The sequence below is a fragment of the Leuconostoc sp. S50 genome, from assembly GCF_016624925.1.
Classification (GTDB): domain Bacteria; phylum Bacillota; class Bacilli; order Lactobacillales; family Lactobacillaceae; genus Leuconostoc; species Leuconostoc pseudomesenteroides.
The window spans coordinates 522,882-543,313 of sequence record NZ_JACVUE010000001.1; the positions used below are offsets into that span (position 1 = coordinate 522,882).

Here is a 20,432-nt window from a genome sequence, read left to right on the forward strand (position 1 = left end):
AGAAGCCGGTTAGGCTTCTTTTTTGATGTGAATTGAAATTACTGTTCAGATGATGTTTCTTTAGGTGCTGCGGAACCAGAAATAGCCGGAATTGCCACGAGGGCAACTTCTCCAACAATGATAGCAATAACTGCCACACCGACAAAACTGTAAGTTCCAGCATTTAATTGAGAAACGATGTAACCTAAGATTTCGCCAAATATTGCCGACCAAATGGCAACCATGATATATTTCATAATTTTCACCTCTTTACTTAAAATTATAATACACTTAGATTTGCTTAAGTGCAACCCATTTACTAGAAAATCCTGTATAATTAAGTCAATAAAACAAATGTTCGTATTAGGGAGGAAAAATGTACGCACCGCTTCAGATTTTGAGCAGTTATAGCTTACTAAAAAATCCAAACACAATTGAACAAATTTTACAGACAGCCAAATCGCGTGGCTATGAGGCAATCGCGTTGACAGATGTTAACGTCATGTATGGGGCAGTCGCATGGTATCGTAACGCTCAAAAATATCAAATTAAACCTTTATTTGGACTGACATTGATGGTTAATGGTCTAGTCAACACTGCCACTACCTTTCCGTTGGTGCTGATTGCTGAAAATCAAACAGGATATCAAAATTTGATGTGGTTATCTTCGGCACGTATGACGAATGATTCTGAAATGTTATTTTCAACCTTAACCGACCATTTATCAGGAATCAACGTCATCTTGCCAAGTACAAGTGAACTTAGCCAATTGATTGGTACTGAGTATGAAGCAACAGACGGTTACTGGCAACAACTCATTAAATTGATTGACTCAAGTCATTTATACCTTGGCATCAATACACAAATGGCGGCGAAGACACAAACGCAATTAATTGCTTTCAGCAAGCAAAACAATGCGCAAATTATTGCTGCCGATGATGTTGATTACTTGAATTCCGATGATGATTTTACCTCACAAGTCCTGAAGGCAATTGACTCGAATTCCAAATTAACGGACATTGTGCCAATGTCGCATCAACGTGGTACTCATATTTTACAAGATATTTCAGCAATACAGTCGGCCTATGCAGCAAACGCGGATTTGCAGAAAGCTTACCAAGCCAATGAACAATTAGTTCAAAAGAGCGAAGTAACCATTTCGTTTTCGGAGACAGCTTTGCCACCATTCCAGACGCCACAAGGATTAAGTAGTTCACAATTTTTGAGACAAACTGCATTTGACGGTCTCAAAAAACGTTTACAAAAGCGTGATGTATCCGTTGCACAATATGAAAAACGGTTGTCGCATGAATTAGATGTTATTGATCAGCTAGGTTTCAGTGATTACTTTTTGATTGTTTGGGATATTGTCAATTTTGCTTCAAATAATCATATTCAAACTGGACCCGGCCGAGGGTCTGCTGCTGGTTCCTTGGTTGCTTATAGTTTAAGAATTACTGACGTCGATCCAATCCAGTTCAATTTATTGTTCGAACGCTTTTTAAATAAAGAACGTGTTCAAATGCCTGATATTGACATTGATTGGCCACCTAGCCAGCGTGAGGCAATTTTTGAGTACCTTCATCAGAAGTATGGCAAACGAAACTTTGGTCAAATTATCACATTTGGTACGTTGGCAGCTAAACAAGCGCTGCGAGACGTTGGTCGTGTTTTTGGCTTGCCAGTAGCAACTCTGAGCAAATTGAGTGGCGGAATACCAGAGGGTAAAAATGGTCGAAAAGTTTCAATTGAATCAGCTTTAAAAGAACCCAAGTTATTAGCAACCATTCAAACGATTGATCATGGTGACTTGCTGCTCAAGACGGCTCGTCAAATTGAGGGGCTGCCAAAAAATTATTCTACCCACGCCGCAGGTGTGGTGTTAAGTGCACGACCGCTGGTAAATACATTACCAGTTCAAGCAGGGACTGAGGGGCGATTATTGACGCAGTTTGAAAAAGACACTGTTGAGCAACTCGGCCTACTAAAAATTGATATTTTAGGATTACAGAATTTAACCATTCTGAGTCAAGCACTGTATCACGCTCGGCAACAGTTGCCACAAAATTTTGATATTAGTCAAATTTCATTAGATGACGAGCAAACAATTGCGTTGTTTGCCAAAGGTGATACAAACGGCGTCTTTCAATTTGAATCTTCTGGTATTAAGCATGTCTTGCGTGATTTGAAACCAGTGATGTTTGAACATATTGTTGCCGTTAATGCTTTATATCGTCCTGGTCCTTCACAAAATATTCACCAGTTTGTGGCGCGTCGTCATGGTCGTGAATCAGTCATTATTCCTGATCCTTCGCTCAAAACAATCTTGGCACCGACATTTGGTATTATTGTTTATCAAGAACAGGTCATGTTAGTTGCTGAGACTTATGCTGGTTTTACACTAGGGGAAGCCGATGTTTTGCGTAGTGCTATGTCCAAGAAGAAGCTAGACAAAATGCAGGCTTTGCACGAGAAATTTATCAATGGCGCAATAAAAAAAGGTCATACGCAAGCTCAAGCTGAAAAAATTTTTTCGTATGTTGACGAGTTTGCAAACTATGGTTTTAATCGTTCTCATGCTGTGGCATATAGTAAATTAGCATTTCAATTGGCTTATATGAAAGCGCATTACCCTGTTGCATTTTATACGGCACTTTTAAATGCCAATATCGGCGATCAGCGTAAGATACAACAGTATGTGTCAGAAGCTAAATCACGCGGAATAGTTGTTTTGGCCCCGAATATTAATTTATCGCAACGGTTTTGGACGTCCAATGATGGTCAACTACAAATGGGATTGAACAATATTCGTGGTATTCGTAGCGATTTTGTCAATGCTGTATTAGATGAGCGACATCAAGGAAATTTTCAAACAATTCAGTCTTTTGTAAGAAGAATGCCTGAAAAGATGAGGAAAACGGAGACTTTAGCGCAACTCGCTTATTCTGGCGCGTTAGATGGTTTTGGATATAATCGTAATGAATTAATTGAAAATAGTAATAGTTTAATTGAGGGTGCCGCATTTGGTGATCTCATCTTACAAGAAACAAAAATTAAAAAATTCCCTGAATTGCCCTTACAAGAAAGATTAGAACGTGAAAAACAAGCCATCGGCGTCAATTTATCTGGTCATCCACTTGACGCCTATCGAGAGTTAATCCTTAATGAAAATTACAACCTGATTGGTGATATAACAGTGCCAGATAAAGCAGTTCGCTTTTTAGGAATTGTGGATAAAATACGACAAATTCGTACAAAAAAAGGAGATGATATGGCATTTGCTACCATATCAGACTTAACAGGCGCTATTAGTGTCACGATTTTTCCAAACTTGTTTAAAAACATTCAAAATATCTTAAGTGTCGGTACAGTTCTTCAAATCACTGGGAAATCAGAGCTAGATTCTCGCGGTGAATTAGCAATTGTTGCCAATCAAATTCAAACAATAACAAAGCCACAATCTAAAGGTACATGGTTCTTACAGTTTGACGTCGAACATGACACACCTGATAATCGGGAAAAGTTGGTCAAGGTATTAGCGAAACATCATGGTAATAATCCAGTCGTTATTCATTGGCAACGGGAAGATAAAAATCAACAATTAGATGAATCTTTTTGGATGACTGATGAAACCGTTATCATACTTGAAGTAGCGCCAATCCTAGGTGAAGAAAACGTTATATTCAGGAAAACTCGTTGATATTATGACTTGTACAAATGCTTAAGAATGTATAAAATAGAGTTTGGGTAAAGTTGCACAAGCAACAGCCAAGATAATTAAGGAGCTATTTAACCATGAAAAAGACGAAAATCGTCTCAACACTTGGTCCGTCATCATCAGATGTCGAAACAATTGTCAAGTTGATCCAAGCAGGAGCCAATGTGTTCCGTTTCAACTTTTCACACGGTGACCACGAAGAACATTTGGGTCGCATGAATGCAGTTCACGAAGCCGAAAAGATTACTGGTAAAACAGTAGGTCTATTGTTGGACACTAAGGGTGCCGAAATCCGTACAACAAAGCAAGCCGATGGCAAGATTGAATTCCACACTGGTGATACTTTGCGCATTGCAATGGACGAAAACCTTGAAGGCACAAAAGACAAGATTGCTGTTACATATGCGGGCTTGTTTGATGATGTTAAAGAGGGTGGTCAAGTTTTGTTTGATGACGGTTTGCTTGGCACAACTGTCATTGAAAAAGACTCTGCCAACCGTGAGTTGGTTGTTCGTGTTGATAACGATGGTATTTTGGGATCACGTAAGGGTGTTAACGCACCGGGTGTTTCAATCAATTTGCCAGGTATCACTGAAAAAGATGCCGATGACATTCGTTTTGGTTTAGATCACGAAATTAATTATATTGCAGCTTCATTTGTTCGTAAGCCTGAAGACGTGCTCGAAATTCGTGCATTGTTAAAGGAAAAGAACATGGAACATGTTCAAATCATTCCTAAGATTGAATCACAAGAAGGTATTGACAATCTTGATGCTATCTTGGAAGTTTCAGATGCTTTGATGGTACCACGTGGCGACATGGGTGTTGAAATTCCTGCAGAAAACGTGCCTTTGGTTCAAAAAGACATGATTCGTAAGATGAACAAAGCTGGTTTGCCAGTTATTACTGCAACACAAATGCTTGACTCAATGGAAGAAAATCCACGTCCAACACGTGCCGAAGCTTCCGATGTTGCCAATGCCGTGTTTGATGGTACTGATGCAACAATGCTATCAGGTGAGTCAGCAAATGGTGACTATCCAGTTGAGGCAGTTGCTACAATGGCTGCTATCGATGAAAAAGCAGAAACATCATTACGTGAAAACGGTCGTCATGAAGACATCGTCTTTGATGAAACAGACTCAACTGAGGCCGTGGCTGCATCTGTTGCCCGTATTGCACGTAACGTTGGTGCTAAGGCGGTTGTTGTTTCAACTAACTCTGGTTACACAGCACGTATGGTTTCTAAGCACCGTCCAGATGTTAACATCTTGGCAGTTACTTATTCAGAACGTGTACAACGTGGATTAACTTTGAATTATGGTGTTGTGCCTGTTGTTTACGATGCGCCACAAACAATCGATGAGATGGTTGATTTGGCTAAAAAGGCTGTTAAGGAACAAGGATTAGCTAACACTGGTGATACAATTGTTATTGCTGCTGGTGTACCAATGTCACAATCTGGTACAACTAATATGTTAACTGTTCAAACTGTTTAATGTTATTCTTTAATCAATTATGAGCTACTGTTAAGCGTATTTGCTTAATGGTAGTTTTTTTGTGAAAAATTTTCAGAAATTTCATGTAAGCAAACCTGCCATAATTAATTGCTGAAATTGGTATACCTGTTAATATTGATAGTAATTAGAAATTAGGAGTAGGCGTATGAATAGTGGAGATTTGGCGTGGGTATTGATTTCAGCAGCACTTGTCTGGGTTATGACACCTGGACTTGCTTTGTTTTATGGTGGATTAGGTGAAAGGCGTAATTTACTACATACGATGTTTGTGCCTATCATGATTATTGGTATTGCAACACTAGTGTGGTTTGTTATAGGATATTCACTCTCTTTTGGTGGCTCCGGAAGTGTCATTGGTAATTTTAAGCATTTATTTATGACAAACGTGTCCTTTACACATTCTACTAAGAGTTTGACAATTCCTGATGGTGCCTTTGCATTATTTCAAGGGATGTTTCCAATCATTACGGCTGCAATCATTACCGGTTCTGTTATTGGTCGTGTTCGTATCAAGGCAATGCTCGTGTTCATCACTTTGTGGTTGATTTTTATTTATTCACCACTGGCTCATATGGTTTGGGGCGGTGGACTACTGGCACAATTGGGTGCAATTGATTTCGCTGGTGGTACAGTTGTTCATATTTCCAGTGGTGTTACTGGTCTGGTATTGGCACTAATGATTGGACATCGTCATAATGATCAACACGTTCCTGTTCGACCTTCATATGTCTTAATTGGTGGCGCTTTACTGTGGGTTGGTTGGTTTGGCTTCAACTCAGGATCGGCATTGGCGGCCAATGGAACGGCTGTTTTAGCCCTAGTAAACACGTGGTTGGCTTCTGCGGTTGCGGTATTGACTTGGGGATTGGCTGAATATCAATGGCACAAACGTGCAACCTTGTCAGGTATTACAAGTGGTGGCGTTGCTGGCTTAGTGGCGATTACACCTGCTGCTGGTTTTGTGGATCCATGGGCAGCGGTTCTTATGGGATTATTGGCTGGATTCGTTGGATTCTTTGGTATTACTTTTGTAAAAAATAGTTTTGGTTATGATGATACATTGGATGCATTTGGTATTCATGGCATCGGTGGTACAGTTGGCGCAATTCTGACGGGTGTATTCGCTGACAAACAAGTCGGCGGTGTTTCGGGTTTGATCAATGGTGATGCTTCGTTAGTTTGGAAGCAGATTGTTGCAGTATTGTTTACAGTCGCTTTTGCAGCTATTGGCACCTTCTTATTAGCCAAAATAACTGAGGTGATTGCAGCACCATTACGTTTAACACCTGAAGAGGAATCAAAAGGTTATGATACATTGATTCATGATTTAACAGTAGAATCATAAGAGCCATTGGCTCTTTTTTTATTCACAAACTAGGTCATTAACTACCAACAGCCTTACCAATATGGTAAAATAAAGGAAATACATTTAAGGGGAATTGCTTTTTGACAACGCAAATTCAGCAATTTTTTACATTTGAAAATGCCGAGCAACAGACAAAATTGGTCGGTGTGAATGATAACTTTTTGAGATTAATTGAAGAACGTTTGGATGTACAACTTCATGCTCGTGGTGATCAAGTTGCTATATCGGGTGACGAGGACAAGGTATCACTCGCAAAGGCGGTTTTACGAGAATTGACTGATTTGATTAAGCATCAAATTAGTATTTCAGCGACTGATGTTGTGAGTGCAACAACGATGGCACAACGTGGCACACTTGAATACTTTGGCGATCTATACTCAGAAGTATTGATTCGCGATAATAAAGGGCGCTCAGTTCGTGTGAAGAACTTTGGACAACGTCAATATATTCAGTCAATTCGGAAAAATGACGTCACTTTTGGTATTGGTCCAGCTGGAACAGGGAAAACCTTTTTAGCTGTGGTTATGGCAATTGCTTCGCTAAAACGTGGTGAAGTCGAGAAAATAATTATTACGCGACCAGCTGTTGAAGCTGGTGAGTCACTTGGCTTCTTACCGGGGGACTTAAAAGAAAAAGTTGATCCCTACATGAGACCAATATATGACGCAATGAATACCTTGGTTGGTGCTGAGCAAACGCAAAGATTGATGGATCGTGGTGTGATTGAAATTGCACCATTGGCCTACATGCGCGGGAGAACACTTGATGATGCGTTTATTATTTTAGATGAAGCACAAAATACAACAAATCAACAAATGAAAATGTTTTTGACGCGATTGGGTTTTGGGTCCAAAATGATTATCAATGGTGATGTTTCACAGATTGACTTACCACGTGGTGCAAAATCTGGATTGATCGCAGCACAACACATTTTAAAAGATGTGAACCGCATTTCGTTTATTCATTTTAGTAGTGCTGATGTCGTCAGGCATCCAGTAGTTGGGTTGATTGTCAACGCTTACGAAGCAGCTGATAAGAAGTTAGCAGCATTAAAAAAGGAGCAACAAAACTAATGGATTTAGCCATTATCGATCAAACAAAAGATGGGGTGAGTCAATATCATCAGGATTTAGTCCGCGCAGTGTTGGATTACGCAGGCAGCTATTTAAAACTGCCTGATAACACTGAAATGTCAGTAACATTCATGAATAATGATGAAATTCATCGTTACAACAAAACTTACCGTGGTATTGACAAGCCCACTGATGTCATTAGTTTTGCCATCGAAGAAGATGGTGATGATTTTCCTGTGTTGCCCGATGAAGAAATGGATGAGGAGCTTGCAAAAAATATTGGTGATATTTTAGTGTCAGTTGACATTATTGCTTCACAGGCTGAGTATCTGGGGCACAGTTATGAACGTGAACTTGGCTTCCTTGTTGTCCATGGTTTCTTACACTTGAATGGTTATGATCATATGCTAGGAGACGCCGAAGAGAAAGAAATGTTTGATTTACAGCGAAAGATTTTAGACGATTATGGGCTTAGACGATAAACAATTAGAGGGTGCACCAAAAGATTATAATAAGAAGGTACAAAGGAATAGTTCCTTTTTTCGTGCCTTAAAAAATTCATTGCATGGCATTTGGATGATTTTAGTTCGTGAGCGTAACCTTAGAATTCATATATTTTTGGGCTTTTTAATCTTAATTGCTGGTTTACATTATGGTTTGGTTCGTTCGGATTGGTTGTGGGTGACAGTAGCTGTCTTTACAGTTATTTCAAGTGAATTTTTGAATACGATTATTGAAGCATTAGTTGATTTAGTTGTTGAGAAACGTTACCATCCTTTGGCAGGTTTAGCTAAAGATGTTGCTGCTGGTGGTGTTTTAGCTGCGGTCGCTTTTGAAATTATTATTTTATTGATTGTTTTTCAGCCCTATGTTTGGCGTCAGTTTGGTATTGTGACGAACTTTTCGCAGTTTATTCATAATTTTAGTAGATAGTAGATAGATTTTTAGGAGAAAATGGGCCTAGGCGCCGTAATATATTATGACAGAAAATGTATTTAAATCAGGATTTGTGGCCATTATTGGGCGACCTAATGTTGGAAAATCCACATTACTTAATCGTATTGTGGGCGAAAAAATTGCCATTATGTCGGATAAAGCACAAACTACGAGAAACAAAATTCAGGGTATTTACACAACTGATAACGCCCAAGTTGTGTTTATTGACACGCCAGGCGTGCATAAGCCACAAAATTCTTTGGGAGATTTTATGGTTAAGTCTGCTTTTTCAGCCTTGCATGAAGCTGACGCAATTTGGTTTGTGGCTGATGCTTCAATGCCGAGAGGACGTGGCGACGACTTCATTATTGAACGCCTTAAAGAAGTGAAGAACACACCTATTTATCTGTTAATTAATAAAATTGATCTGTTAGCACCAAAAGATTTGTTAAATGTGATTGCCAGTTACCAAGAAAATGCACCAGAGTGGACGGAAGTATTTCCAATTTCAGCAACTGAAGGTGACAATGTGCCTGAATTACTGGATAACATTGTGGCAAACTTGGATGAAGGACCGCAGTATTTTGATTCAGATCAATTGACTGATCACCCTGAACGATTCGTTATCGGAGAATTGATTCGTGAAAAGGTGTTACAATTAACGCGCCAAGAAGTGCCACATTCTGTTGCAGTGGTCATTGATAAAATGGCTCGTGAGGATGAAGAAAAAATCCATATTCAAGCATCAATCATTGTTGAGAGACCAACGCAAAAAAACATTATCATTGGTAAACAAGGTGCAATGATTAAGCAAATTGGAACTCGTGCTCGAAAAGATATTGAGCGTTTGATGGGTGACAAAGTCTACTTAGAAACCTGGGTGAAAGTTGAGCCAAGATGGCGTGATCGACCACAAGCGTTACAAACATTGGGTTATAGTGAAGAAGATTATTAATTTTAGCAAGGTATCTCGCAAATTCAATTTCATGAAGGAAAATTTGATGGCTTCGTGTTATGGCAATAATTAATGGCATTGTATTAAACACAAAACAATACAAGGATAATGATTTATTAGTTCGCATACTAACTGAAACGGCTGGTTTGCGGACTTTTTTGGCGCGGGGGGCCAAACGACCTAAATCAAAATTGGCTGGCGGTGTGCAGCCTTACGCATTGATAACCTTTGAAGGGGCTTGGCCAAAAAAAGACAGTGGTCTAGGTTATATTAATGATATTCAATCAGTGAAGATGTTTTCTCGATTAGTCGATGATATTGAGGTTAATGCCTATGCCGCTTTGATTGTGAGTTTGATTGATGCAACATTTGAAGAAAATCAAATTATCACACGCTGGTATAATCAATTAGCAATTGCATTACAGAAATTAGATGAGAAATTAGATCCACAAATAATCGCAAATATTTTTGAAATTCAACTGCTAGTGCCGCTCGGGATTGCTCCCAATTGGCGTGCTGATCCTATTAGCGGTCAAACTGACGGTCGATTCGATTACTCGGAAAAGTATAATGGCATCATTTCTGAAGAACATTTTGATTTGGATGATCATCGACTCATGTTGGATCAAAAAACGGTTTTTTATTTAAGACAATTTAGCATTATTGATATGCGGCAAGTCCATGAAATCAACATGTCTACTAAAACGAAGCGTGGCTTACAAAAGGTTATTGATTACATTTATGAAAATCAGGTTGGTCTGAAACCAAGAGCAAAGGTATTTATTGAGCAAATGCACTCATGGCAAAATCAACTCATAAACTTTAGAAAGAAGACAGATATATGACAAAAATACTAGTTTTGCACACTGGTGGTACAATTTCAATGCATGAAGATGAAGATGGTGATGTTGAGACTGGTGTTGTCAATCCATTGACTGAAGCTCAGGTAAAAATAACAGATGTTGTGTTGCAGGTTGAAAGCATTTTTAACCTGCCAAGTGAACATATTGGACCAAAACATATGTTGCAGTTACAGCAGCGAATATTAGCAGCAGGCAACCAATTTGATGGTGTGGTTATTACACATGGTACGGATACATTAGAAGAAACTGCTTTTTTCTTGGATAGTACCCTCAAAGTTGACTTTCCAATTGTGATGACTGGTGCAATGCGGTCTTCTAATGAGTTGGGTTCTGATGGTTTATATAATTATCAATCAGCTTTGCGTGTTGCAACTTCAGACGCTTCACGGAAGCGTGGTGTGATGGTTGTCATGAACGACGAAATTCATGCTGCTAGATTTGTGACTAAAACCCATACAACTAACGTGGCAACTTTTGCTTCACCAATTAGTGGCGCGATGGGCTTACTCACTAAAAGACAAGTGATTTATTTTTATGACTTGCCGCGACGTCACGTTTTACCAATTCAGCAGGTTAACCAGAATATACCAGTTTTAAAGGCTTATGCTGGAATGGATGGTCAATTATTCCAATTATTGGCTGATGCTAATGTTAACGGTCTGATTATTGAAGCATTGGGCGCCGGTAATTTGTCCCGAGAAGCCGCAAAGGGTGTAAGTGTTGTGCTAGAAAAGGGCATTCCTGTTGTGATAGTTTCACGTAGTTTTAATGGCGTAGCCGAGCCTGTATATGATTATTTAGGTGGTGGCGTACAATTAGAACGAGCAGGTGTCATTTTTGCCAGCAGTATTAATGGTCCTAAAGCGCGTTTGAAGCTGTTGATTGGCCTTGAAAATCAACTTGCCCCTGATGATTTACGTCGTTATTTACGAAGTGTTTAATAGAAAATTATTGATACATTATAAAAAGGGCTCAAATTTTGAGCCCTTTTAACTATTTAAATATGTTTTCATAGATTGCTTTGACGGCACGGTCTGACAGGTCCGGCTGAATACCAAGCATAATTGATATTTCACTGGCACCTTGGTTGACCATTTGTAAGCTAATATGATGTTCTTTTAATGGTGATACAATTTCAGTCAATGCACCAATACGATTGCGCATCCCTTCACCGACTACCATTATAATTCCGTAGCTGGGAAGCCATTTGAGCGTATCAGGTTTAATTTCCGATGCAATATCTGCCAGCATACCATCTATTTTTTCTTGAGTTAAAAGTGTTTTGTCAAAAATGATTGTCAAGTCGTCAATACCTGATGGCATGTGTTCATAGGATATTTGATGACGCTTTAAGATTTCAAGAATTCTGAGTGTGAAGCCGACCTCTTTGTTTAATAAATAACGATGGAGATATAGTGCCGCAAAACGATTCGAGTTAGCAATGCCAGTCACCGGACGGGATTGCTGAACTTCAGTTGGAGGGACAATAAATGTCCCTGGGGCCTCAGGATCATTGGTATTTTTGATATTAATACGTATGCCACCTTGAATAGCTGGAATAATTGCTTCATCATGAAATACGGCAAACCCAGCATAAGACAATTCACGCATTTCATCATAAGTCATTTGCTCAATCGCAGCTGGTTTGTCAATAATATTCGGGTTAACAGCGTAGATTGCACTGACATCAGTGAAGTTTTCGTATAAGTCAGCTCGTAGACCACGTGCCATAATCGCGCCGGTAATATCTGATCCGCCTCGAGAAAAGGTTGCCATATCACCACTTTTAGTATAGCCAAAGAATCCTGGTACAATGAGGCGTTCTGATGTTGATAAATCAAGTTCAGCGATGGTATCGTATGATTTCGTGTCAAAAGTTGCTTGGCGCGCGTTATCATCGACCAATAAACCTATTTCTTTTGGATCAATAAATCTTGCTGAAACACCCAAGTGAGTAAAAACCTTGGCTACTAATTGCGCATTCAGATACTCACCATGAGCGGCGAATGCGGCGTATAAGTAATCAAAAGAGCGGTAATGTTTGGTTGACAAGTGATCAATTTGTTCATCTAAATCAGCTAAGTCGTAGTCTGGTAAATCAAAATAGTTGCCGATTGCGTGATAACGATGTTTGATAGCGTCAATGATGTCGGTCGCGTCTGTATCTTCAATTGTTGCTCTGGCGTAACTGAGAAGCAAGTCAGTTACTTTAGTGTCATCTTTAAAACGTTTTCCAGGTGCTGACACAACCACAACTTTACGTTCTGAATCATCTCGGATAATATCAAAAACTCTTTTTAGTTGTTGACCGTCAGCCAAAGATGAACCGCCGAATTTTGTAACTTTCATAATGGTATCGCGCGCTAATTGACACGCGTCCTCCTAATCGTTTGTTTGAACTGTAGCACCGGTTAAATCGGTATGTAAATGATAGGTTTTTCCAGGTAATTGGGCCAAATTAATCGCTGTCATTAAGCGTTGGGCTTCCGTTTCATCAACAACAGAAATGATAGTTGGACCAGCACCCGACAAATAAGTACCAATAATGTTTTGCTGGTGTGCAATACGACGAATGATTGTCAGTTCTGGGGCAAGATGTGCTCGTGCCTCTTCATGAAATTGATCCTGTTCAATTAGGTGCCGTGCAGTATCGATATTATTGCCAGCTAAAGCCGCTACAAGCGTATTGCTAATTGCGCTGGCAGCAACAGCTTGTTTGAAAGGTAAGTCTTTTGGTAAGGCGGCGCGTGCTTTTTCCGTCAAGAGCTGATAATCTGGTATAAAAGTAACAAAGCTTAATGACCTTGGAAAATGTAATGGCGTGTGAAAGACAGTTGTCCCATCATAATAAGCAGCGACTGCACCACCAAATATAGCCGGTGCAACGTTGTCAGGGTGTCCTTCTAGCTTAGTGGCAATTTGAAGTAAATCTTCTTTAGTGTATTGCTTATTGTCTAAGATATTAACCATTGATAAAGCAGCAATCAAAGCTGATGAGGAAGAACCAAGACCACGAGCTAGTGGAATATCTGATTTTACAACTAAGCGATGTGGTTTCAACGAAGGTGCAATACGCAATGCCGTCGAGACAATAAAATTATTTTGATCAGAGGGCATGCTGTCGCCGTAATCATGAAAAACTTTCCAACTGTCTGTTGGTTCGTGAATTTCAAGTGTTAAATATAGACTTAGAGCCAAGCCCAAAGAATCAAATCCCGGACCAATGTTGGCACTAGTGGCTGGCACTTTTATTGTAATCATGAGAAAATTTTGTACTCCGAGACTAGATTGATACCATCTGCGTTGCGGATAGTCGTTTTAATGACATTTAGTTGTGCGTCTGAGGCAGGATATGTGAGTGCAACAAGACGTGCATAGCCATTTTTAGCAGGTGTTTGCTTTAAATCGGTGAAACTAATTTTGGCTGAGGTAAACATACCTGTCACAGAATACATTGCACCAGGTGTATCAGCGACATCAACGACTACAAATCGACGTGCCACACGTTGGGACGGTTTGGCTAAATCAAGATTTTGATTAAATGTGTTAAATGGCTTACCTGGTGTGTAATTCGTGGCAACATTTGTCAGATCACTTAAAACTGAGTTAGCAGTTGGCATTTCACCCGCACCGGGACCATAAAGCATGACTTCACCCACAGACTCACCATTAACCAAAACAGCATTGTTTTCATTATGAACTGTCGCTAGCGGATGATCAAAAGGTACTAAGTGAGGCGCGACTTCAATACTAATAGCGTTATTTGAATCTCCAACGCGTTGCGCAACCCCAAGCAATTTGATGCCATAACCAAAACTTTGGGCATCTTCAATATCTAAATCCGTTAAGTTCGTGATCCCACTGATGCTAACATCTCCCAAGACGGGTTGTACGCCGAAAGCAAAATTTGAAAGAATAATGAGCTTATAGGCGGCGTCGAAACCAGCGACGTCATTAGTAGGATCAGCTTCAGCAAAGCCTTTTTCTTGTGCCAAAGCCAAAGCATTCTCGTATGTCAAACCATTTGATGCCATTTGTGTCAAAATAAAATTACTTGTACCATTAATAATACCAGCTACACGAGTAATTTCATCGGCAGTAAAACTAGTTGCAAGTGTTCGCAAAATTGGAATACCGCCGGCTACGGCAGCCTCATAATAGAGGTCTACGCCATTTTCATTAGCTAAATTAGCGAGCTCTTGACCATGACTAGCAATAAGGTCTTTGTTAGCAGTCACGACGTGCTTTTTCGCGGTGATTGCTTGCTTGATAATATCGTAGGATTCACTAATACCGCCCATGACTTCCACAACAATCTGAATATCTGGATTATTTAAAATGTCGGATGGTTGGTCAGTAATTGGAAAATCTTGGACAAAACCCGTTCGCTGCTTATTTAAATTATGCACAACGGCATGACGCACCACCAAATTAGCGCCAGTACGTTCGGTAATTTGGTGTGCATTTTGTTGTAAAATTTTAACGACACCTGTGCCGACTGTGCCAAGTCCAAAAAGACCAATTCCAAGTTCCATATTTTTTCCCTTTTATATTTAATGTCTTATAATTTTATCATTTTTAAAGCAACAAATAAATAGATTTGTTATAATAAATTAAAATAACAGTAAAGGAACTTAATTAAATGCAGTATATATCGACGCGCGGGGGAGCACCGGCAGTTTCTGCTAGTCAGGCTATATTGAATGGTATTGCGCCAGATGGCGGCCTTTATGTACCAGAATCGTGGCCCGAAATATCAGTAGATTGGGACACACTTAGCCATCAAACGTATACGGAAATTGCGACGCAAATTTTCGACGCATTTTTTGATGATTTTAGCGTATCAGAAATAGATCATATCATCTGTAAAGCCTATGGTCGTCAGTGGGATAATGAGAAAATTATCACTTTACATCAGGAAAATAATCTGCATTATATTGAATTGTTCCATGGTCCAACATTAGCTTTTAAAGATGTTGCACTTCAAGCGTTACCACATTTGCTAACAACTGCCGCCAAAAAGCAGGCCATTAGTGATAAAGTGGTCATTTTGACCGCAACTTCTGGGGATACTGGGACAGCGGCTATGAGTGGCTTTGCGGATGTACCAAATACAGAAATTGTGGTGTTTTATCCAGAAGTTGGTGTCAGTGATATCCAACGTCAACAAATGGTAAGTGAAACGGGTAAAAATGCCCACGTTACAGCAATCACTGGCAATTTTGACGATGCTCAAAAAGCAGTTAAGACCCTTTTGAGCAATCAAAAACTCGTTCAAGAATTAGCTGACCATCACATGCGTTTTTCGTCGGCAAATTCAATTAACATTGGTCGATTAGTGCCACAAATTGTTTATTATTTTTATAGTTACGCTCAACTAATTCGACAAAATGATATCAATGCTGGGGATAAAATTAACATTGTTGTACCAACCGGTAATTTTGGTAATGTTTTGGCGGCTTACTATGCTAGTCAAATAGGGTTACCTGTCAATGATTTTGTGGTTGCTTCAAATGAAAACAACGTTTTAACAGATTTTTTTAATACTGGTGTTTATGATAGTAAGCGGCCATTTAAAGTCACAAATGCGCCAGCAATGGACATTCTGGTATCGAGCAATTTAGAGCGAGTGTTATACTTTGCAAGTGATCGTGATGCTTCAGAAGTTCAATCATATATGACGGCATTAGCTGATGAAGGGCAATACAAATTGTCTGAACGAACGCGCCGCAATTTGAAACAGTTTAAATCGTGTTTTGCAACACAAAAGCAAGTGAGCGACACTATCTTGTCGGTATTTGATCAAACCAATTATTTAATTGATCCTCATACTGCTGTCGGACGCTATGCCTATCAGTTAGTCAGTGATCAAAACATCCCCACCTTATTAGCCGCCACTGCGAGCCCATATAAATTTCCACAAACTATTTTATCAGCGCTTGGTGATGAGCCAATTGAAGGTGCTGAAGCATTGACACGTTTGTCAAGTAAGACCAATACAGACATTCCAAGTCAGGTGCTAACTTTATTTGATAAACCAATCTTGCATCAAAAAGTAATTACGCCAAATGATATTTTAAAATCATTAAAAACCGAACTCTTTGATAAATAAAGCACAATATTTCGGTAAAATGTACGATATTAGGTCAAAATAATAAACATTTACGTGTATAATATAGTTATATTAAATGCAAGGAGAACGAAATGTCATATCGTGAATTAGATTCTGAAGTGTGGAGCGCTATTCAACAAGAAGGTGCCCGTCAAAACCGCACAATTGAGTTAATTGCTTCCGAAAATTTTGCTTCAAAAGCTGTTCGTGCCGCACAAGGCTCTGTGTTAACGAACAAATATGCTGAAGGTTATCCTTACAAACGTTATTATGGCGGCACAGAGTATGTTGACGTCGTTGAACAACTTGCTATTGATCGTCTTAAGGCATTGTTTGGTGCCGAATATGCAAACGTACAACCTCATTCGGGATCTCAAGCTAACGCTGCTGCCTATATGGCATTCTTGAAGCCAGGCGATAAAATCCTTGGCATGGATTTGGATGCCGGTGGTCATTTAACACACGGCGCCAAAGTTAGTTTTTCTGGTAAAATGTATCAGTCTTATACTTACGGTCTTGATTCTGAAACTGAGCGACTAGACTATGAGGCAATTGCACAGCAAGCACGTGAAGTAAAGCCACAAATGATTGTTGCTGGTGCTTCTGCGTATTCACGTATTATTGATTTTCAGAAGTTCCGTGATATTGCCGATGAAGTCGGAGCATATTTGATGGTTGATATGGCACATATCGCAGGACTCGTGGCAGCAGGATTGCATCCTAATCCGGTCGGCGTTGCTGATGTAGTTACTTCAACCACACACAAGACGCTACGTGGACCACGCGGTGGTGTTATTTTGTCACAGGAAAAGTATGCAAAGCAAATTAATTCGGCTATTTTTCCCGGATCACAGGGCGGCCCGTTGGAACATGTTATTGCAGGTAAGGCGATTGCATTTGGTGAAGCCTTGCGACCAGAATTTAAAGCGTATGCAAAACAAGTGATCCTTAACGCGCAGGCAATGACTGAAGTATTCAATGATACAACCGATATCCGTGTTGTTACAGGTGGCACAGATAATCACTTGTTTAACTTGGATTTGACGCAAACTGGTTTAAACGGTAAGCAAACGCAAGAACTACTTGATTCAGTATCGATTACAACAAATAAAGAAGCCTTACCGAATGAACAGCTCAGTCCTTTTGTGACCTCAGGCATTCGTATTGGCACTCCGGCAATTACAACGCGTGGGTTCAGTGAAGATGACGCACGTCAAGTCGCTCAATTGATTGTAACAGCTATTCATCACCATGATGATGAGAAAGTGTTAAAGCAAGTGAAACGTGACGCAGAAGTCTTGGCAATGTCTCATTTGTTTGAATAAAATGAAAGCTGGCTCAGCCAGCTTTTTTGGTGAAATCATGATCAATAAAAACGAACAACGGCAACTGCAAAAAGAAGCATTAAAAACATTATCAATACATCAAAAAAAGATGGAATCAAACCAACTCTACCAGCTTCTTTTCGAGACAGCTGCTTGGCAGGAGGCAGGAACGATTGCTGTGACATTGAGTATGCCATTAGAACTGGATACAGCGCCAATTATTGAAGCCGCTTGGTCAGCAAACAAAAAAACTGTTGTTCCTAAAATTGTTCACCATCAAATGATATTTGTACCATTTGATGATGCTTCTAATTTACAAACAGGTCAATTGTCAATTAGAGAACCTGTTACTGATAGTGCTGTGCCAGAAAATAAGATTGATTTAGTAATTGTTCCGGGGTTGGCATTTACAAAAAATGGCGCACGTCTTGGATTCGGGGCGGGATACTATGATCGTTTTTTGGAAAATTATACCGGCAAAACGGTTGCGTTAGCGTTAAGTCGTCAGGTTAAAAATGCTTTACCTATTGAATCTCACGATCAGCGAATTCAAGAAGTGCTAACAATTCAAGAGACAAAAGATTAAAGATATATTTTTTTATTGACAAATCAAGTTTCAATGCGTATAGTTAACATAAGTAGTTAACAAAAGTAACTACTTATGTTAACTACTTGGGGGTGATGTAATGGAACAAATTAGTCAATTGTTTTCAAAACTTTATGACAAAGTGGCTATTAATTATCAAAATAGTCCGACAAGAAGTCAACTTTTTCCGGAATTGTCGGCTAATGATGAATATTATTTAGATATTCTGTATAGTCAATCGGAAACAACAGCAACTCAGTTTGCGGATCAAGCGGGTATTTCCAAGCCTGCTGCAACACGTATTGTCAAACGCTTTGTGCAAGCCGGTTACTTAGTTAAAAAACCGTCTCAACATGATAAACGGGTAATGTACCTGACGCTAAGTCCGGAAATGTTGCGACATTGCCAGCAGAATTATCGACTTTTTGATCAGGTATTTTTAGACGCAATATCAATTTTGAATGAGTCAGAACAACATCAGTTACAGCAGCTGATGCAGAAAGTTGATCAAAATTTGTAAAGGAAAATCAAATGAATCAAAAACGAATTGAACAGCGTGGATTGTGGCTGGGCATTCTAATTAATACTATAATGGCGGTGTCGGGGATTACGGTTTTTTTAATTACTGATATTGAGGCATTGTTTGTAGACGCTTACTTTACTGTCATCACACTGGTTTCAGGTATGGTATCAATTATTATTTCAAAAGTGAGTAGCAAGAAGAGTCAACGATTTCCAGATGGTTTATTTGTTTTAGAACCGATATTTTCTTTATGTCAGTCATTATTGACAATTGTTTTGTTATCTTTGTCAGTTGTAACTGTTAGTGTCAAGGCCTATCTTTATTTTGCCTTTGGGGAAGGACAAATGATGAATGTGGGCCCAGTGTTACCATACGAAATGGTAATGGTGTGTTTATCGTTTATGTTATCATGGTTTTATTCGCGACAAAATAAGAAGATCAACAATAGCAGTACCCTGCTATTGACTGAAACAAAAGGCACTTTAATTGATGGTATTATGTCTTCAGGTATTGGCGTGGCAGCGTTGTTAATTTTCTTAATTCCAGTTCATTCACCATTACATTTTTTGTTGTATACTGGCGATTTTTTTGTCACAATAACGTTAATTGCCTTTACTATCAAAATGACTTTTCAAAGATTTTTGATATGTTTTAACCAATTTTATATAAACGCTGATTTAATGGATTAAATGTTGATATAACAATGTTTTAATGGGTTTTCTATTTACTAACAATAACTATTAAATACTACTATTTTCTATATCATTTGTACACTTTTTGTACACTTTACAGTGCGTTTAAAAGGAATATTGTTTTATCTTCCTCTTGGTCGCGTAGTGACTTTAGCAAGTGAGAATATACTTGTTGAGTGATAGAAACATCAGCATGTCCTAAACGTTCTGATACATATTGAATCGCAATACCTCGTGAAGTTAAGTATGAAGCATGTGAGTGTCGTAATGCGTGAAAGGTTACATTTTTGATTCCTAATTCCTTGGTTGCAGAATGTATATACCAAGTAACTCTTTGAGCGTTGGATTTCACCATATAATCGTCATCTACTGTTTCGATTAATTTTAAAGTATCTAAGAGGGTGTCGTCGATTTTTATTTTTCGAATACTATTTTTAGTTTGCGGCTTTCTTTCGTTTCCGTACATATCAATGGTTTTCGTTACTGATAATTCTTTATGTTGGTAGTCTATATCAGATTGTCGCAGTGCCGCTACTTCTCCAAATCGTAAACCGGTGTGAATAGAGATTATCATGGCCAAGAAAGCATCGTTTTCTAAATACCGATCATAAGCATAGCTTTCAAACTTTTTCATTTCGTCTAATTCTAAAAACTTCATATTGCTATCTTTACCATCTAAGCCAACAGTTTTTACTCTGATAGTAGGGTCTCGTTTTATCATACCTTCTGCATATGCTCTTATACTAAAAAAATGGACTATTTTTATTCAGTCCGTAAAATGAAA

Annotated in this window: 19 protein-coding genes; 14 read left to right on the plus strand and 5 right to left on the minus strand. The window is 39.1% G+C overall.

The window, feature by feature from the left end; genetic code table 11:
- Positions 1–38 precede the first annotated feature (38 nt).
- Entirely contained in the window at positions 39–236 is a 198-nt protein-coding gene (locus IAE53_RS02485) for a YjzD family protein (RefSeq protein WP_010278436.1), read from the minus strand.
- A gap of 119 nt (positions 237–355) precedes the next feature.
- Between IAE53_RS02485 and IAE53_RS02490 the strand changes: the two genes are divergently transcribed.
- From IAE53_RS02490 to IAE53_RS02530, 9 genes are all read left to right on the plus strand, one after another.
- A complete protein-coding gene (locus tag IAE53_RS02490) occupies positions 356–3,679 on the plus strand; it encodes a DNA polymerase III subunit alpha (protein WP_200135898.1) in 3,324 nt (1,107 codons plus the stop codon).
- Positions 3,680–3,774: 95 nt separating this feature from the next.
- Positions 3,775–5,196: a pyruvate kinase gene (gene pyk / locus IAE53_RS02495; RefSeq protein WP_139967949.1), complete on the plus strand. Its 1,422-nt coding sequence runs from the start codon at positions 3,775–3,777 to the stop codon at positions 5,194–5,196.
- A gap of 166 nt (positions 5,197–5,362) precedes the next feature.
- Complete coding sequence (locus IAE53_RS02500; protein WP_200135899.1) at positions 5,363–6,562, plus strand: ammonium transporter; 1,200 nt, start codon at positions 5,363–5,365, stop codon at positions 6,560–6,562.
- Between the two features lie 101 nt (positions 6,563–6,663).
- Entirely contained in the window at positions 6,664–7,656 is a 993-nt protein-coding gene (locus tag IAE53_RS02505; protein ID WP_148422889.1) for a PhoH family protein, read from the plus strand.
- Positions 7,656–8,138 (plus strand): rRNA maturation RNase YbeY, encoded by a 483-nt coding sequence (gene ybeY / locus IAE53_RS02510; protein ID WP_010291522.1) that lies wholly within the window; start codon positions 7,656–7,658, stop codon positions 8,136–8,138. The genes IAE53_RS02505 and ybeY overlap by 1 nt, the downstream gene beginning before the upstream one ends.
- Positions 8,122–8,589 carry a diacylglycerol kinase family protein gene (locus tag IAE53_RS02515; RefSeq protein WP_010291527.1) on the plus strand — a complete coding sequence of 156 codons (468 nt, stop codon included), beginning with the start codon at positions 8,122–8,124 and terminating at the stop codon, positions 8,587–8,589. Before ybeY ends, IAE53_RS02515 begins: the two co-directional genes overlap by 17 nt.
- A gap of 46 nt (positions 8,590–8,635) precedes the next feature.
- Entirely contained in the window at positions 8,636–9,547 is a 912-nt protein-coding gene (era, locus tag IAE53_RS02520) for a GTPase Era (protein WP_148422888.1), read from the plus strand.
- A gap of 59 nt (positions 9,548–9,606) precedes the next feature.
- The gene (gene recO / locus IAE53_RS02525; protein ID WP_148422887.1) at positions 9,607–10,392 is read left to right on the plus strand and encodes a DNA repair protein RecO; all 786 of its coding nucleotides are present in this window, start codon (positions 9,607–9,609) and stop codon (positions 10,390–10,392) included.
- A complete protein-coding gene (locus tag IAE53_RS02530) occupies positions 10,389–11,351 on the plus strand; it encodes an asparaginase (protein ID WP_148422886.1) in 963 nt (320 codons plus the stop codon). The genes recO and IAE53_RS02530 overlap by 4 nt, the downstream gene beginning before the upstream one ends.
- 52 nt (positions 11,352–11,403) lie before the next feature.
- Here the strand turns inward: IAE53_RS02530 and IAE53_RS02535 are convergent, their stop codons facing one another.
- The 3 genes from IAE53_RS02535 to IAE53_RS02545 are packed head-to-tail and all read right to left on the minus strand — an operon-like array spanning position 11,404 to position 14,945.
- Entirely contained in the window at positions 11,404–12,759 is a 1,356-nt protein-coding gene (locus IAE53_RS02535) for an aspartate kinase (RefSeq protein WP_148422885.1), read from the minus strand.
- A 33-nt stretch (positions 12,760–12,792) separates the two neighbouring features.
- Positions 12,793–13,671 carry a homoserine kinase gene (gene thrB, locus IAE53_RS02540; protein ID WP_148422884.1) on the minus strand — a complete coding sequence of 293 codons (879 nt, stop codon included), beginning with the start codon at positions 13,669–13,671 and terminating at the stop codon, positions 12,793–12,795.
- Positions 13,668–14,945, minus strand: a complete 1,278-nt coding sequence (locus tag IAE53_RS02545; protein ID WP_148422883.1) for a homoserine dehydrogenase — start codon at positions 14,943–14,945, stop codon at positions 13,668–13,670. Before IAE53_RS02545 ends, thrB begins: the two co-directional genes overlap by 4 nt.
- A gap of 107 nt (positions 14,946–15,052) precedes the next feature.
- On the opposite strand from IAE53_RS02545, the gene thrC reads away from it, so the two are divergent.
- From thrC to IAE53_RS02570, 5 genes are all read left to right on the plus strand, one after another.
- Positions 15,053–16,522: a threonine synthase gene (gene thrC / locus IAE53_RS02550; protein WP_148422882.1), complete on the plus strand. Its 1,470-nt coding sequence runs from the start codon at positions 15,053–15,055 to the stop codon at positions 16,520–16,522.
- 92 nt (positions 16,523–16,614) lie between these two features.
- Positions 16,615–17,847, plus strand: a complete 1,233-nt coding sequence (glyA, locus tag IAE53_RS02555; RefSeq protein WP_188352624.1) for a serine hydroxymethyltransferase — start codon at positions 16,615–16,617, stop codon at positions 17,845–17,847.
- 37 nt (positions 17,848–17,884) lie between these two features.
- Positions 17,885–18,433, plus strand: coding sequence for a 5-formyltetrahydrofolate cyclo-ligase (locus tag IAE53_RS02560; protein ID WP_234456345.1), 549 nt, complete (start codon positions 17,885–17,887; stop codon positions 18,431–18,433).
- A gap of 100 nt (positions 18,434–18,533) precedes the next feature.
- Complete coding sequence (locus IAE53_RS02565) at positions 18,534–18,953, plus strand: MarR family winged helix-turn-helix transcriptional regulator (RefSeq protein WP_010291539.1); 420 nt, start codon at positions 18,534–18,536, stop codon at positions 18,951–18,953.
- A gap of 11 nt (positions 18,954–18,964) precedes the next feature.
- Positions 18,965–19,645, plus strand: coding sequence for a cation transporter (locus IAE53_RS02570; RefSeq protein ID WP_200135900.1), 681 nt, complete (start codon positions 18,965–18,967; stop codon positions 19,643–19,645).
- A gap of 97 nt (positions 19,646–19,742) precedes the next feature.
- On the opposite strand, the gene IAE53_RS02575 is transcribed toward IAE53_RS02570, so the two are convergent.
- Positions 19,743–20,369 carry a site-specific integrase gene (locus tag IAE53_RS02575; protein ID WP_148422879.1) on the minus strand — a complete coding sequence of 209 codons (627 nt, stop codon included), beginning with the start codon at positions 20,367–20,369 and terminating at the stop codon, positions 19,743–19,745.
- Positions 20,370–20,432 lie beyond the last annotated feature (63 nt).